16 protein-coding genes are annotated in these 13,214 nt (G+C 66.2%); 5 read left to right on the top strand and 11 right to left on the bottom strand.

The genetic code is table 11. From position 1 onward, the window contains the following. Positions 1-13: 13 nt before the first annotated feature. From IPU70_RS15280 to IPU70_RS15250, 7 genes are all read right to left on the bottom strand, one after another. The gene (locus IPU70_RS15280; protein ID WP_207468398.1) at positions 14-982 is read right to left on the bottom strand and encodes an SMP-30/gluconolactonase/LRE family protein; all 969 of its coding nucleotides are present in this window, start codon (positions 980-982) and stop codon (positions 14-16) included. Between the two features lie 9 nt (positions 983-991). Beyond that, positions 992-1,930, bottom strand: a complete 939-nt coding sequence (locus IPU70_RS15275) for a hydroxymethylglutaryl-CoA lyase (protein WP_207468396.1) — start codon at positions 1,928-1,930, stop codon at positions 992-994. A gap of 188 nt (positions 1,931-2,118) precedes the next feature. Continuing rightward, positions 2,119-3,021: a LysR family transcriptional regulator gene (locus IPU70_RS15270; protein ID WP_207468395.1), complete on the bottom strand. Its 903-nt coding sequence runs from the start codon at positions 3,019-3,021 to the stop codon at positions 2,119-2,121. A 69-nt stretch (positions 3,022-3,090) separates the two neighbouring features. Beyond that, on the bottom strand, positions 3,091-4,803 hold the full coding sequence (locus IPU70_RS15265; protein WP_242702510.1) for a hypothetical protein: 1,713 nt from the start codon (positions 4,801-4,803) through the stop codon (positions 3,091-3,093). Between the two features lie 13 nt (positions 4,804-4,816). Then, positions 4,817-5,434: a YiiX family permuted papain-like enzyme gene (locus IPU70_RS15260; RefSeq protein ID WP_207468393.1), complete on the bottom strand. Its 618-nt coding sequence runs from the start codon at positions 5,432-5,434 to the stop codon at positions 4,817-4,819. Further along, a complete protein-coding gene (locus IPU70_RS15255) occupies positions 5,431-5,598 on the bottom strand; it encodes a hypothetical protein (RefSeq protein ID WP_207468392.1) in 168 nt (55 codons plus the stop codon). Before IPU70_RS15255 ends, IPU70_RS15260 begins: the two co-directional genes overlap by 4 nt. 201 nt (positions 5,599-5,799) lie before the next feature. After that, positions 5,800-6,495: a DUF3313 domain-containing protein gene (locus IPU70_RS15250; RefSeq protein ID WP_207468391.1), complete on the bottom strand. Its 696-nt coding sequence runs from the start codon at positions 6,493-6,495 to the stop codon at positions 5,800-5,802. A 271-nt stretch (positions 6,496-6,766) separates the two neighbouring features. Between IPU70_RS15250 and IPU70_RS15245 the strand changes: the two genes are divergently transcribed. The 3 genes from IPU70_RS15245 (at position 6,767) to IPU70_RS15235 (ending at position 8,230) form a co-directional block, all read left to right on the top strand. Continuing rightward, positions 6,767-6,961, top strand: coding sequence for a hypothetical protein (locus IPU70_RS15245; protein WP_207468390.1), 195 nt, complete (start codon positions 6,767-6,769; stop codon positions 6,959-6,961). Between the two features lie 52 nt (positions 6,962-7,013). Further along, positions 7,014-7,502: a GNAT family N-acetyltransferase gene (locus tag IPU70_RS15240; protein ID WP_207468389.1), complete on the top strand. Its 489-nt coding sequence runs from the start codon at positions 7,014-7,016 to the stop codon at positions 7,500-7,502. A 95-nt stretch (positions 7,503-7,597) separates the two neighbouring features. Further along, positions 7,598-8,230, top strand: coding sequence for an FMN-binding negative transcriptional regulator (locus IPU70_RS15235; RefSeq protein ID WP_207468511.1), 633 nt, complete (start codon positions 7,598-7,600; stop codon positions 8,228-8,230). Here the strand turns inward: IPU70_RS15235 and IPU70_RS15230 are convergent. After that, positions 8,190-9,458: an MFS transporter gene (locus tag IPU70_RS15230; RefSeq protein ID WP_207468388.1), complete on the bottom strand. Its 1,269-nt coding sequence runs from the start codon at positions 9,456-9,458 to the stop codon at positions 8,190-8,192. The two genes, IPU70_RS15235 and IPU70_RS15230, sit on opposite strands and share 41 nt — an antisense overlap. Before the next feature lie 77 nt (positions 9,459-9,535). Between IPU70_RS15230 and IPU70_RS15225 the strand changes: the two genes are divergently transcribed. Both IPU70_RS15225 and IPU70_RS15220 read left to right on the top strand, forming a co-directional pair. After that, entirely contained in the window at positions 9,536-10,273 is a 738-nt protein-coding gene (locus IPU70_RS15225) for a helix-turn-helix transcriptional regulator (protein ID WP_207468387.1), read from the top strand. Positions 10,274-10,564: 291 nt separating this feature from the next. Further along, a complete protein-coding gene (locus IPU70_RS15220) occupies positions 10,565-10,837 on the top strand; it encodes a hypothetical protein (protein ID WP_041655905.1) in 273 nt (90 codons plus the stop codon). 7 nt (positions 10,838-10,844) lie between these two features. On the opposite strand, the gene IPU70_RS15215 is transcribed toward IPU70_RS15220, so the two are convergent. The 3 genes from IPU70_RS15215 to IPU70_RS15205 form a co-directional block, all read right to left on the bottom strand. Then, the gene (locus IPU70_RS15215; protein WP_207468384.1) at positions 10,845-11,609 is read right to left on the bottom strand and encodes a DUF1828 domain-containing protein; all 765 of its coding nucleotides are present in this window, start codon (positions 11,607-11,609) and stop codon (positions 10,845-10,847) included. After that, positions 11,606-12,142 (bottom strand): hypothetical protein, encoded by a 537-nt coding sequence (locus tag IPU70_RS15210; RefSeq protein WP_207468383.1) that lies wholly within the window; start codon positions 12,140-12,142, stop codon positions 11,606-11,608. Before IPU70_RS15210 ends, IPU70_RS15215 begins: the two co-directional genes overlap by 4 nt. A 183-nt stretch (positions 12,143-12,325) precedes the next feature. Then, positions 12,326-13,180 carry a neutral zinc metallopeptidase gene (locus IPU70_RS15205; protein WP_207468381.1) on the bottom strand — a complete coding sequence of 285 codons (855 nt, stop codon included), beginning with the start codon at positions 13,178-13,180 and terminating at the stop codon, positions 12,326-12,328. Positions 13,181-13,214: the final 34 nt, after the last annotated feature.

Raw genomic sequence — 13,214 nt, 5'->3', positions numbered from 1 at the left:
ATGCGGATCCGGCCTACCAGTTCCAGTGCACGGGTTTGATTCCCGCCACCGGCGAATCGAACACCGCCAGGCTGGAACCATTGATGCAGCCCATGTATGCGGTCTTGCGGTCGGGGCCGCCGAAAGCCAGGCTGGTGATGTTCTGCAGCCGCTTGCTGTGGTTGTCGTAGACCATGGGGCGGCTCAGGCGGTTGGCCAGGAACTCGGCTTCCAGCCTATCGATGTGCGCGGCGTCGCCGTCTTCCAGCACGAGCTGCTGGTGTCCTTTGGGGCTGACCCGTATCACCCGGTTGGAGACCACGCTGACCACCCAGATGTGGCCTTCTTCATCGACCGCCATGCCGTCGGGATAGGTACCCTTTCCGAATTCCGTGATGACCGTGCGTTCGCTGAGGTCGCCGTTGGCGCCGATGCGAAAGCGCAGCAGGCGCCGGCCAAAGGTTTCGTTGACGTACAGGTGCGTGCCGCCGGGATCGGTGCGGCATTCGTTGGTCCAATGCACGTCCTGCGCGACGATGCGCGTGCCATGTTCATCATGCAGGGCGATGAAGCCGTCGGCGATGTCGCGGCGGAACTGGTGGTCGCCGCGGCGCACGGTGCTGACGCAGATCCACAGGCGCTCACGGTCGTCCAGCCAGACGAAGTTGACGCTGGGCAGGCGCACGCCGTCGATTTCCATGATGTAGGGCGCGGCGGCGCCGTCGCGCTGCACGCGCCAGACGCCGCCGTCGTCGGCCAGGTTCGCCACGGCGAACGAGCCGTCGCGCAGCAGCGCGAAGCCGTTGGGGATCAGACCGGGCTGGGCGCCGATCAGGCGGGCGTTGCCGTTGGGCAGGATGTGGCGTATGCCGCCGGCCTTGTCCGACACGTAGAGATCGCCCGCCGCCGTGCTCAGCACGCATTCGGGGCGGTTCAGGTTGACGCCGGTCTCGCGCACGGCCGAGAGGCCGATCAGCGGGTCGCGATTCGAGTCTCTGTCCATGCGGCCTCCTTAACCGACCGCGCCAGCGGCCACGTTGTAGTCGTGCAGACGCAGGCGCGGCCCCGCCTTCATCAGCTGGCCGGGCAGGCCGCGGCCGACGATGCCTTCCAGCCGCTGGGCCACCTTGATCAGCGCGCCCAGGTCGATGCCGCTGTCCACGCCCATCTCGTCCAGCAGGTAGACCAGGTCTTCGGTACAGATGTTGCCGGTGGCGCCGGGCGCGAACGGACAGCCGCCCAGCCCCGCCAGCGAGGACTCGTACGAGGTGACGCCCGCGCGCAGGCCTTCCACCACGTTCACCAGGCCGATGCCGCGCGTGTTGTGGAAGTGCAGTGAGATCTTGACGTCGGGATGGTCGGCGCGCAGCGCTTCCACCGTGCTGCGCACCAGTTTGGGCGTGGCCATGCCGGTGGTGTCTCCCAGCGTCACGGCATTGAAGCCCTGCCGGACGAAATGGTCGAAGATGGTCCGGATGCGGTCCAGGTCGACGTCGCCGTCGAAGGGGCAGCCGAAGGCGACGGCGATCGCGCCCTTGCGCTTGATCGGATGGCCCTTCAGCAGTTGCGCGATGTCCTCGATGTCGCGCAGCGATTGCTCGACTGGGCGATTCAGGTTCTTGGTGTTGTGGCTTTCGGTGGCGGACAGGAACACGACGATTTCGTCGGCCTGCGATTGCAGCGCGCGTTCGACGCCTTTGCGATTGGGCGCCAGCGCGCCCAGCACGACGCCGGGGCGCTTGCGCACGCCCTGCAGCACTTCCTGGGCGTCGCGCATCTGCGGCACGGCTCGCGGCGAGACGAAGGACGTGGCTTCGAAGTGCCGCACGCCGGCGTCTATCAGCGCGTTCAGGATCTGGATTTTGGTGTCGGTGGGCACGAATTCGGACTCGATCTGCAGTCCGTCGCGCAGGCCGACTTCCACGATTTCGACTCGGTCTGGAAGGCTCACGGCTTCTGTCTCCTGGCGCCCGGATCCTGCGCCCGCAAGGGCCTCGCGCGGCGACGTCCGGGACATGGGTTGTCGGTCACTATCTTCAGTGAAGGACCCAGGCGGGACAAATCGTGAATCTTCGGCGGGGTATCGCGAAATGCGATGGCTGCAGCCGCATGCTTCGCGCGCGGGCAGACCTGGTTGCCTTATTGCTGCGTTGCGGCTTGGACGATCAGGTGATCCAGCAGCAGCCGGGCGGCTCCCGACAGCGATTCGTTGCTGCGCACGCACAATTTCAATTGGCGGCGCGCCCAGGCATCGGTCAGCGGAACGATGCAAAGCTCGTCACACACATACGCGGACAGGGCCTTGGCAGGCACGATGCCTATCCCCAGGTCCGCGCGCACCATGGACACCAGCGCGTCATAGGACGTGACCTGGAAGCGCAGCCGCAGCGAGCGGTTCATGGAGGCAGCCTCGCGCGTGAACAGATAGTTCGCGGCGCTGCCCCGGTGCATGCCCACGTGGTCGTAATCCAGCGTATCGGCGAACGACACTTGCAGGTGCCGCGATAGAGGGTGTCCCGCTGGCGCGACCAACGCCATGACGTCGCGATGGTAGGGAAAGATATCCAGTCCGTTCTCGTCATCGGACTGCGTGTAGACGCCGATGTCGGCGGCGTTGTCGATCACGGCGCGCGTGACGCCGGCGCTGACGGATTCCTCAAGATCGATCTGCACGTTGGGATGCTGCGTCAGGAAGCGGCGCAGCTCCATGGGCAGGAACTGGGCGATGGAGGACAGGTTGGCCGCGACGCGCACCCGGCCGCGCAAGCCGGTGGAGTAGTCGCGGATCTCCGCGGCCAGATCCTGGGTTTGATGCAGCAGGGTGCGTGCGCGCCGCGCCAGCGCATGGGCGGCGCTGGTCGGCTCCACGCCGCGCGCATGGCGCTGGAACAGCGGCACGTCCAGGACGCGTTCGAGCTCGGACAGGCGCTTGGAAAGCGCGGATGGTGCGATGTGCTCGCGCGTGGCGGCAGCGGCGATGCTGCCTTCTTCCAGCACTGCCAGGAACACCTGCAGGGTATATAGATCCAGACGAGGGGTCATGGGTAGCCGCGCATAGACACGTTCGCGAGGATAGCGGGTGTCTCGCGCGGCGGACCTAGGGGATTACGCCTAGCCGATTTCCACCCAGCCCGGCGCCGCGTCCTGCGCCAGCAGCTCGCCGACGGTGGTCACGGCTATCCGGCCGTCGGCTGTTCCCAGGGCCAGTTGTTCGCCATGCGCGTCCATGGCGTGGACCAGCGTAGGCAGACCGTCCAACCGCATTGCGGCGCGCAGCCGGACTGCGCCCGACGCGGCGTCCAGCAGCAACAGTCCACCATCCAGGAACGCGGCCGCGATCAGCCCTGGGTCGGGCAGGAAAATGACCGCGCTGGCTGACGCGGTGGTTGGATGGCGCCAGAGTTCGCGGTCCCGGTCCAAGGGTTTGCGGTAGATGAAGCCGGTGCAGGCGACATGGACGGCGGGAGAGTAGTGCCGGCCGCTGACGACCAAGCCCGCGCCTTGCGCATCCTCGAGATAGCAGCCGCAAAGCTCCATGGCGTGGCTGTCGGGCTTGCCATTGGCCTTGAGCACGGGCCAAAGCGGTTTGACTTGGCCGTCGGGCGCGACCATGCACAGGCGTTTGGCCTCGTGGGAGCTTGCCGGCGTGCCCTGCACGCAGAACAGCGACGGTGCGCCGCTGATGCGGAGGTAGTGATTGAAGCAGTCGTAGTGTCCCAGGTCCACGCGCCGTTCGGCGCCCGAATGCAGGTCGCGCAACCGGTCCTGCGCGTTCCTGGCCGGGGGGACGCGGTTCATGCGGCCCAGCAATACACCGGAGGACGATGCCGAGAATGTGAATTCGCCGTTGTACTCGGCGACGAGGTTCAGTCCTACGTCGGTCAGCGAGTAGAGCCTGGCGTCCTGGCGCCACATCATGCCGGGCCGGTTCGAAGGCTCCACGACGTGCACGTGGATGCCGGCAGCCCGGATGATCTCGGTTCCGTAGCCGGGGCCTGTGTATGTTGCGACCGGGCCGCCGCCGAGGTCATGGATTTCGAGCAGGCAGCCGTCGTGCGCGACGGCGATGCGTCGGCTGTCCAGCCACGCGAGATCATGGATAGCGCCGCGGTTCGCCACCGAAGGCAGACCCAGCCATTGCGCAAGGCGGGCATCGGGCGCCGGCGTGTCGACGGACGGCTCGTCCGTTGACGAGAATTCATCGCGGGAGAGTTCCAGATCCTTGGAACAGGCGGAGGGCCAACTCGCTTCGTCGCAGTGGATGCGCACCGCAAACAGGGTGTTGAACGCGGCGTCGGGTACGTCCTCCGGCAGTCCCTGCCATTCTTCGTCCCAGGGCCGGACCCACGCTTCGATCTGGTCGCCGGCGGCGTTGTAGGCGCAGCGCACGACTTCGGGGATACGGCTGAAGAACCGCTGCCGCCGGCCGCTACGCCAGTCCCAGGCGAGCAGGTCGCCTTCGAACAGGTAGCCGCCGTCATAGCTGCCGGCGCCAATCGCAACGACGCTCTGGGCCGGATGGAAGGCCACGTCGTTGATGGGGAAGCGCAGATCGTCGAGGGCGGCGAAAGGGGCGACGCCGCCGCGGCGGTACAGGGCGACGCGGTATCGCAAGGCTTGTCCGCCATAAGCGGCGCGCGCGCGCGGATTGGCCAGCAAGGGAAACTCGGAAGCCACGGCGGCGATTTCGCCGGTCGGGTCGAAAAAGACTCCGGTAATCTTGCCGCTGCCTCGCAGCGGCGGATCCGTGATCATGGCCATTGCCAGTTCTCCGCGCAGCTGCGCCTTGTCTATGCCGAATGCTAGCGCAGGTTGCGCAGTCATTCCGTCTGTGCCGCTAGCGTTCGGCCACCGTCCGGAGCAGGGGAGAATCGAACATGGCGGCAGGCGAAATGATGGGCTCATCCCAGGGGATGTCCCGCCCGTAGCGTTCCTGCATCTTGGCACGCACCGCCGGGGAAGAAAGGTCGAAGCGCTTGAGCGGCGCGAGCGCCCCGATTTCCACGCCCAGCGCGCGCTGATAAACCTTCCAGACCAATTCCGAGCAGTAGATCCTGTCGTCCGACCAGGCAAACACCAGATCGTAAGGCTTGCCCAGGAACGCGGCGCCGGCGTTTGCCAGCTGTGTCCGTGCGGCCGGCGTGAGCCGCGCATCGTCGTGCAGGCGCTTGACCACGTAGTGGCCGCGTTCGCCTTGCGCGGCCCATTGTCCGAGTGGCGTGTAGCCGACGCTGGCCGCGGCCTCCAGCACGTGGGGGCGGCCCTGGCGCATGACGATCATGCCCATGTGGCTATATGGCGAATGCGTAGCCTGTTGGATGGCCAGGCTTTGCGCAGAGCGGGATTGCTGGAAAACCAGGTCGCCCGTCTGGACGTCGTCGGTCGCTGCTGCAGCCAGGGAAAGCGCGGACAGTATGGCCGTCGTGGCGGCGCGCGCCCATGGCGCCGGGCTCATGTGCGGGCCCGGCTGGCAGCCGGCGTCTCCTTCTTGGCGCGCGGCTTGGCCGCGGGTTTGGGGTCTTGGACGGGAGCGTCGAACTCCTGTTTGTTGCGTTCGCCCCGCGGGGTATTTTCCGGATGCGGCTTGGGAAAAGCCCAGGGCTTGGTTTTCTGATCCATTGCATGTACTCCTTGCACAGGCGGAACAGTAGCATTAGCCGTGGCGCTGGGTAAGTGAGGGTTGACGTCAATATTCATCACATCGTGATTTTCTGGTGAAAAAACGATGAATTCGACCCACTCCAGCCCTTTATGTTCCGCCCTGACGGATCAGAACCTCTCAACACTGACAGGACGCTCCCCGTGGTGTGGGCGCGCGCGCTAGCCGGCTTCCGGCCGGTCTTCCTGCCAGATGCGGTCGAACTGCTCGCGTGCGTGGAGCGCCCAGTCGTCGATGGCGCTGCGCACGTCGTCCGCGGTGGGCTTGCGATCCGCGGGCAGATTGCCGCCCGTGACGGTGCCCAGCGAGGTGATGAGCAACTCGTTGGTATTGGCGTCGCGCAGGGCGGCTTCGAGCAGCAGGCGCGCGGACTGGTCGCGGTAGCCGGCCGCTTTGACGGTCTGGCCGATCACGAAGCCGATGGGGATGTATTCCATCATCCTGGGGTCGCGGTCGTTGCGGAACGTGCCGGTGATGGCGGCGCTCAGGCGCAGCGCGTGCGGTGCGGGCCGCGTCAGCAGTTGATAGCCGGCCTGTTCGAACTCGCGCCGGAGCGCCTCGTTCAGGTAGGCCAGCGCGCGCTCGCGCATGGCGCTGTCGCCCTTCATGTCCAGTTCGTCCGGCCGGTCGCCTTGAATGTATTGCACCGGTTCCAGGATGAGCTTTTTCTGATACTGGCTGGCGATGGGCGGACCGGGCCGCACCCAGACCATGCCGGCGCTCCAGTCGGGATCCTGCTTGAGGCGGCTTTGGTTTTCGCCCAGGGAGGTGGAGTAGTTCTGCGGCTTGGGCAGGTTGCTGCAGCCGGCAAGGCCGATCACGGCACAGCAGGCGGCCAGAGCGAGGCGGATCTTCATGTTCTTCTCTTTTCCTGAAAGTGAGGCTCGGCGCGGCGGGCGGAAAGGGCCGCACGCGCGCCGGGGGCGGGCCAATTATTGCTCCATTCCGATCCGGTTTTGCCGCTACGGCCAGGATGAAACTCCTGTTCCGCCGGAAAGCAGAATTCCATTTTGGGAAAAGCGGGTGCTGTTTTGGGCAAGCGGAAGCGCCGTGCCGGGTAGGCCGTAATAGCTGCCGCAAGATGCCGCCGCGGGACTACGATGGACGAGTGAACATAGGGAGACAACTATGGACACCGCCAAGCAGTGGTATGCCGCCGTCAAGGACTGGCAGCGGACCCGCGATGAGCTCACCGCCGCAATCGCCGCGATCAAGTGGCCGAATCCCACACAGGATTGCCTGGACACTTACGACCGCGCCTACGCCAATGAAACCGGGGCGCGCGACCGCATGAACCAGGCGTACGAACGCGTGCGACGATAGCCGCGCGCGCATCTGCTTCGAGGCCACGGCGCGCATTGCTACACTGCCGCGCATGACGGACCAACTACAGAAATTCATGATCAGGCTGGCCCGGCCCGAGGATGCAGCGTTGCTGGAAGACCTGCTGATGCGCACCTACGAAGGCACATGGATGCCCGAGATGACGGCGGAAAGGGACCGGCAGTTCCGCGCCAGCGGCAAGACGGCCGGGTACGTGCGCACAAGGGGAAACCTCTTCATGGTGTGCGAGATCGACGGCGTGCCGGCGGGCATGGCGGACTGGGAGAACGACTTCATCCGGGCCTTGCATGTGCACCCCGCAAGGCAGGGCCAGGGCGTCGGCGGCGCCTTGCTGGCATGGATGGAAGCCGCCATCCGCGACGCAGGATTCGGGCGCGCGCGGCTCGAGACGGACTCCTTCAACCAGCGGAGCCGCCACTTCTACCGCAAGCACGGCTACGCCGAAATCGAGACCTATCCCGATGACGAGTGGGATAGCGGCTTCACCACCATCCTGCTGGAAAAGCGGCTGCCGGCATGATGCTTCTGGCTCCATGAAAAGAACCTGAGCTGGTCCTGGAAATGGAGCCACGATGGCGGTATGTTGTGGTTTTACCCGCTACCGCCGAATCCGCCATGTACCTGCCGTCCGCCTTTCGAGAAGACTCGCTCGAAGTCCAGCATGATTTCATCCGCGCCCATCCCCTTGCGGTGCTCACGACCAGCGGGGAGGGCGGGCTGATGGCGAACCACATCCCCTGTCTGCTGTATCCCGAGGGGCCGCATGGCGTGCTGCGCCTGCATGTGGCCCGCGCCAATCCGCAGCTTGCCGACCTGGCGTCGGGGCGGGAATGCCTGGCCGTTTTCCATGGGCCGCAGGCCTACGTCACGCCGTCCTGGTATCCGACCAAGGCCGAGACGCACAAGGTCGTGCCTACGTGGAATTTCGTCGCCGTGCATGTGTGGGGCACGCCGGAGGTCCAGGACGATCCGGCCTGGCTGCGCGCGCAGCTCGATGCGCTGACCGCCAGCCAGGAAAAAGCGCGCGCGCAGCCTTGGCGCGTGGCCGACGCGCCGGAGGATTTCATCGCGGCGCAGATGCGCGCCATCGTGGGCGTGGAGATTCCCATCACGCGCATCGAAGGCAAATGGAAGGTCAGCCAGAACCGCACGGTTGCCGACCGGCGTGGCGTGGCGGAAGGCCTGGCGGGTGAAAACGGCGATGCGGTCATGGCCGGGCTGGTTGCCCGCCGGGGCGGGCTGGAGTAGTCCGCCCCAGGGCAAAACTGACGATGGCGGCGGCCTGCAGGCTGGCTGCCAAGGCCAGGAACCAGAGCAGCGGCTGTCCGGCCTGTTCCGACCATGCCCGCAGCAGGCCGAACAGCGCCGGCGCGAAAGCGTAGGCGCCTTGCGACATGGCGACGATCAGCGGCACCACGCGCTGCGTGTCCTCGCGGGCGAATTCGGTCTGCGCGATCAGCGGCGGCAACGAGGTCGCATTCCCTATGCCTGAGCCGAACAGCAACACGCCCAGCCAGATGGCCCAGGCGTGTTCAGCGGCCAGCATCAGGACCAGCGACCCGGCGATCTGGATGGCGTAAGCCACGCAAGCGACTTTGCGCCGGTCTGCGCCGGCGGGCATCAACCATCCCACCAGCGTGCGCCCGCCGATGGCCGCGGCCGTCGCCATTCCCATGGCCAGGCCGGCGGTTTGCGCGCCCAGCAGCGGCGCCAGCAGGGACAGCAGATGCGCGATCAGACCGATCTGGGCGAACAAGCCCAATGCCATGCCGGCGGCCAAAGTAAGAAAGGGCCGGTTGCGCCACAGGTCCACCACCGGCGCAGGCGTTGCGGCGCTTATGGCCGCCGCTGGCGCCTGGGTTGGCCCCAAGGCGCCGTCGGGATGCTGCCCGAGCTGTTGCGGCGTAACGGCAAAAACCTTGCACGCAAGCACGGCGATCACCGCCACCATCGCCACGCCTACCCACAAGGCCGCCTGGGCGAATCCTGCGTGGCTGATCAAGTAGACCCACAAGGGCGAAAAGACGATGCCGCCGACGCTGGCGCCGTTGTAAGCCATGCCCAGCGCGGCGGGCCGTTGGCGCACGAACCAGGGCGAGATCAACGCGTTGACGGCTGCGGCGCCCAGCGTCACCCAGCCCATGCCCGAGAACAGCGCGGAGGCATACAACTGCCAGGGTTGCGCGGCCGTGGCCCAGCCGCCCACGCCCAGCGCCAGCAGCACGGCGCCGCCCAGCGTTACCGCGGGCACGCCGCAGCGCCGGTACAGGCGAGGCAGATTGGCAACCACCACGGTGCCGCAAAGAAAGTGCAGGGTGACGGCGCCGGACACCAGGGCCACTCCCCAGCCGGTGCGCTGCGCCACCGCGTGCAGGAACACGGGCGGGCCGTAGAAGCCGACGCCCCAACCGAAGACCGCCAGCGCGAAGGTGGCGCAAAGAACGGTCCAGCCGAAGAATTTCCGGGATGCGCGCATGGGGGGGCCGGCTGTCTTGTTGTGTTGAGTGGCAGTATGCTTGAATCTGCACACAACACTTTGGCCTGGAGCGAATCATGGAATCCGAGTTCGCCGACATCAGTCTTTCCGCCGTGGCGGGCGCCATCGCCGACCCGGCGCGCGCGCGCATGCTGTGCGTGCTGCTGGATGGCCGCGCCCGCACGGCGACCGAACTGGCCGCCGCTGCCGACATCGGCGCCTCCACGGCCAGCAGCCATTTCCAGCGTTTGCGGGAGCAGGGCCTGGTGGAAATGGCCGTGCAGGGCAAGCACCGCTATTACCGCCTGGCGAACAGCGAGGTCGGACATGCGCTGGAGGCCCTGCTGGTGGTGGCCGGCGCCGAACGGGTGCCGTTCAAGCCGAGTACGCCTTCCGCGCTGCGCGAGGCGCGCACCTGCTACGACCACATGGCGGGCACGCTGGCCGTGCGCATCCACGACGCCATGCTGTCGCGCCAGTGGCTGGCGGCGGACGGGCGCGACTACGTGTTGACGCCCCTGGGCGAAGCGGCGCTGGCGCAGATAGGCGTGGACGTGGCGCAGGCGCGCCAAGGTCGGCGGCGTTTCGCGTGTTCCTGCCTGGATTGGAGCGAACGTCGTTCGCACCTCGGCGGCGCTTTGGGCGCGGCCCTGCTGGATGCGCTGACGCGCCGCGGCTGGATCAGCAAGGCTCTGGATTCGCGCGCCTTGGGCGTCACGAAAAAGGGCGAAAAGCAGTTTCCCGCCTTTTTCGGCCAGGCCGATGAGCAGCCCGCCGCGGGCGCTGCGCAGCGGGGGCTGCATGTCGCCGCGTAGCGGCGGCGCGACCGGCATGGACATGCGACAAGGTGTGCATATGCAACAGATCTAGGGAAATCCCCGTGAGCCGATGCGGGAGTGGCGGGTAACTGCGGCCCACATCGCGCCGCAAGCCGCGTCAGGCCTCGCCATGCGGTGCAGGCAGATCCCATGCGCACCGGCCGCAGAAAATGGGGACATAATTCTTGCGGTGCAACAGTGTTTCTATTTTCTGCCTGCGTTACAAAACATATCCGAACTGTCATAGACAGCCAGGGTATGCTGGGTCGCACAAAGAGGGCATCCGAAGTGCATCAGAACAATTTGATCTACAAGGGATACCGGCTGACGGCCAAAGTGTCCCGGGGCGCAGACGCCGAGGTTCAGGCGCAATCCAGCGGCCCCGTATTTATTGCGTCAGTGATGGTGGTCCAGGCAGGCGCCGTGCTCGAAGGCGGCGACGAATATCCGGTCCCGCGCTTTGCCGAGGGCGGTTTTGTCTACAGTCCGCGCGAAGCGGTGCATGCTGCCATCCTGCATGGCCGCGAAATCGTCGACGGCCTGACCAACATGCCAGCCTGACGCTGGCCTAGCCGGAAAAGACTTCCCGCCAATCGCGCGTCTTGGCCAGCGTCTGCACGCTCGCCGACTGTTCCAGGATGGTCACGGCCTTCTTGAACTCCTCGGCCGAGGCGCCATCCTCCAGGATGACCATGCGCGAGTTACGCGCGTCCGCCATCTTCACGTCCGACATCTTGCCGTGGGTCTGGTAGACCTGCGTCCAATCCATTTTCTTGCCGGCCTTCAGGGCGATGGGCTCGATGTATGTCAGCGCGGTGCTGCTGGCTGCGCGCACGGCGAAGGCGAAATCCGCCGTGTGGCCGCTGCTGCCCTTGGCGCGCGCGCCCTTGACCATGCGGTTCGCGCCCACGCCTGCCGCCAGCGCCCGTCCGACCAGCGCACGGAACCGCAGCTGGCTGAACTTGGGCATCCACTTGGCGCATTGGAACGACAGCGCCATCGCCAGCTTGACCGCATCCCACAGGGCTTCCTGCAACTGCTCATTGGGGCCGGACGCGACGATGGCGCCGTCGCGGTCGAAATGCGCCAAGCTGACGCCCGGGGTTTCGTTCAGGATGTCGATGCGCTTGGCCGCCAGGTCGATGCCGTAGCTGGACGCATGCATCGAGGTCTCACAGGCGTCGGTCAGGTAGAACGTGGATTCGTCGGGATGCGCGATGAAGAAGGCCGCGTGCTGTCCGTCCAGGCCCAGCGTCATGGGCGATATGGCGCGGATGGCGTGTTCGCCCGCCGGCAGGACGGTCCAGCCGGAGGCTTCCAGGAAAGTGCTCATAGGATCAGTTCGATTTGGCGGCCTTTGAGGGGATGCGCGAATCCGCCGGTCAGCGTCAGATTCGCCCGCGGCAGGAAGTACTGCATCAGCGCGCCGATATTTTGCAGGGCGGGCACGATGGGTTCGGCATAGCCTTCGCCTTCGTCCACCCAGATGTGTTCATGGCTGCGGTCCGCAAGCGGCTTGCGGTACTGCGGCCGGCCTTCGCCCACCAGGCTGGTGTGGAAGGAGTCGTCGGTGTCCACGCCGAACACGCGGTGCGGGCCCACGAAGAGGCTGGCGCAGAACGCCTCGGCCAGGAAGATGGTGGCCTGGCCGTGCACGGCCGTGCGCGCGCCGCGATAGATCGCGCGGAAGATCACGTCTTCGCGCACGTCGCCCTTGACCCGGCAGGCACAGGCGAATTCCAGCCATTGGAGATTGCTGGCGGCGGGCTTCGGTGCCCAGGCGATCGGTTTTACGGTTTCCTTGGGTTCGGCAAGAATCTCTTGCACCTCATCAACGGTGATTAACGGTTCGAACTTGTTGGCCATGGAACTGATCTAGGGTCTTGTAAATGCGCGCGCCGGACAGCGCGCCTGGCATGCGCGGCGCGGCGGCGGGCGCACGCGCAACACTGCGAGGGGGCGTCATCTTACAAGATGAAGACCGCGCCGCTCTTTTTGCTGTATGGATGTACAGCGCAAGCAGCGGCGCGGCGTCGGACGCTCACACGTCTACAGCGAGGTGGCGCCGAAGGTGTCGCATTGCTTGATGCTGCCGCTCTCCAGCCCGCGCTTGAACCAGCGCACGCGCTGGGCCGACGATCCGTGGGTGAAGGAATCGGGCACCGCATAGCCCTGGCTTTGCTTCTGCAGGCGGTCGTCGCCGATCGCGGTGGCGGCGCCCAGCGCCTCTTCCACGTCGCCGCTTTCCAGGATGTTGCGCGCCGCGTTGGCGCGTTGCGCCCACAAGCCCGCGAAGCAGTCGGCCTGCAATTCCATGCGCACCGACAAGGCATTGGCCTGGGACGGATTGCGGCGGCGCAGATTATCCACCTGGTCCGAGATGCCGAGCAGGTGCTGGACATGATGTCCGACCTCATGGGCGATCACATAGGCCTGGGCAAAATCGCCCGGCGCCTTGAAGCGGTTCTGCAGTTCGTCGAAGAAGGCGAGGTCGATGTAGACCTTGCTGTCGCCCGGACAGTAGAACGGCCCCATGGCCGATTGCCCGGTGCCGCAGGCCGTGGGCGTGGCGCCGCGGAACAGCACCAGCTTGGGCGCCACATACTGGCGGTTCAGGTCCTTCTGGAAGATGGCGCTCCAGGTGTCTTCGGTTTCGCCCAGCACCTTCGAGACGAAGATGGCCTGCGCATCGTTGGCGGGCGGACGCGTGGCGGGCCCCTGCTGTTGCTGCGCGGGCGGGCCTTCGGCCATCTGCAGGACCACGCTGGGATCCACGCCGAAATACATGGCGACCAGGGCCAGCACGATCGTGCCTATGCCGATGGTGCCGCGGCCGCCGATGCGTGGGCCGCTTGAGCGGCGGTCTTCCACATTGTCGCTTTCGCGCGAGTCATCAAGGCGCATACTGTTTCTCCGGGCGGGTCGGCGTTCCCGCCAT

The sequence above is a fragment of the Achromobacter sp. SD115 genome (assembly GCF_017355315.1).
GTDB lineage: Bacteria > Pseudomonadota > Gammaproteobacteria > Burkholderiales > Burkholderiaceae_B > Achromobacter > Achromobacter xylosoxidans_B.
The sequence above is the reverse complement of the archived record's forward strand: the minus strand, read 5'-3'. Positions and strand labels throughout refer to the sequence as shown.

Coding starts and splice junctions, on each gene's coding strand:
- IPU70_RS15280 (WP_207468398.1), bottom strand. CDS start 982: ATGGACAGAGACTCGAATCGCGACCCGCTGATCGGCCTCTCGGCCGTG.
- IPU70_RS15270 (WP_207468395.1), bottom strand. CDS start 3,021: ATGACCCCTCGTCTGGATCTATATACCCTGCAGGTGTTCCTGGCAGTG.
- IPU70_RS15265 (WP_242702510.1), bottom strand. CDS start 4,803: ATGACTGCGCAACCTGCGCTAGCATTCGGCATAGACAAGGCGCAGCTG.
- IPU70_RS15260 (WP_207468393.1), bottom strand. CDS start 5,434: ATGAGCCCGGCGCCATGGGCGCGCGCCGCCACGACGGCCATACTGTCC.
- IPU70_RS15255 (WP_207468392.1), bottom strand. CDS start 5,598: ATGGATCAGAAAACCAAGCCCTGGGCTTTTCCCAAGCCGCATCCGGAA.
- IPU70_RS15250 (WP_207468391.1), bottom strand. CDS start 6,495: ATGAAGATCCGCCTCGCTCTGGCCGCCTGCTGTGCCGTGATCGGCCTT.
- IPU70_RS15245 (WP_207468390.1), top strand. CDS start 6,767: ATGGACACCGCCAAGCAGTGGTATGCCGCCGTCAAGGACTGGCAGCGG.
- IPU70_RS15240 (WP_207468389.1), top strand. CDS start 7,014: ATGACGGACCAACTACAGAAATTCATGATCAGGCTGGCCCGGCCCGAG.
- IPU70_RS15235 (WP_207468511.1), top strand. CDS start 7,598: ATGTACCTGCCGTCCGCCTTTCGAGAAGACTCGCTCGAAGTCCAGCAT.
- IPU70_RS15230 (WP_207468388.1), bottom strand. CDS start 9,458: ATGCGCGCATCCCGGAAATTCTTCGGCTGGACCGTTCTTTGCGCCACC.
- IPU70_RS15225 (WP_207468387.1), top strand. CDS start 9,536: ATGGAATCCGAGTTCGCCGACATCAGTCTTTCCGCCGTGGCGGGCGCC.
- IPU70_RS15215 (WP_207468384.1), bottom strand. CDS start 11,609: ATGAGCACTTTCCTGGAAGCCTCCGGCTGGACCGTCCTGCCGGCGGGC.
- IPU70_RS15210 (WP_207468383.1), bottom strand. CDS start 12,142: ATGGCCAACAAGTTCGAACCGTTAATCACCGTTGATGAGGTGCAAGAG.
- IPU70_RS15205 (WP_207468381.1), bottom strand. CDS start 13,180: ATGCGCCTTGATGACTCGCGCGAAAGCGACAATGTGGAAGACCGCCGC.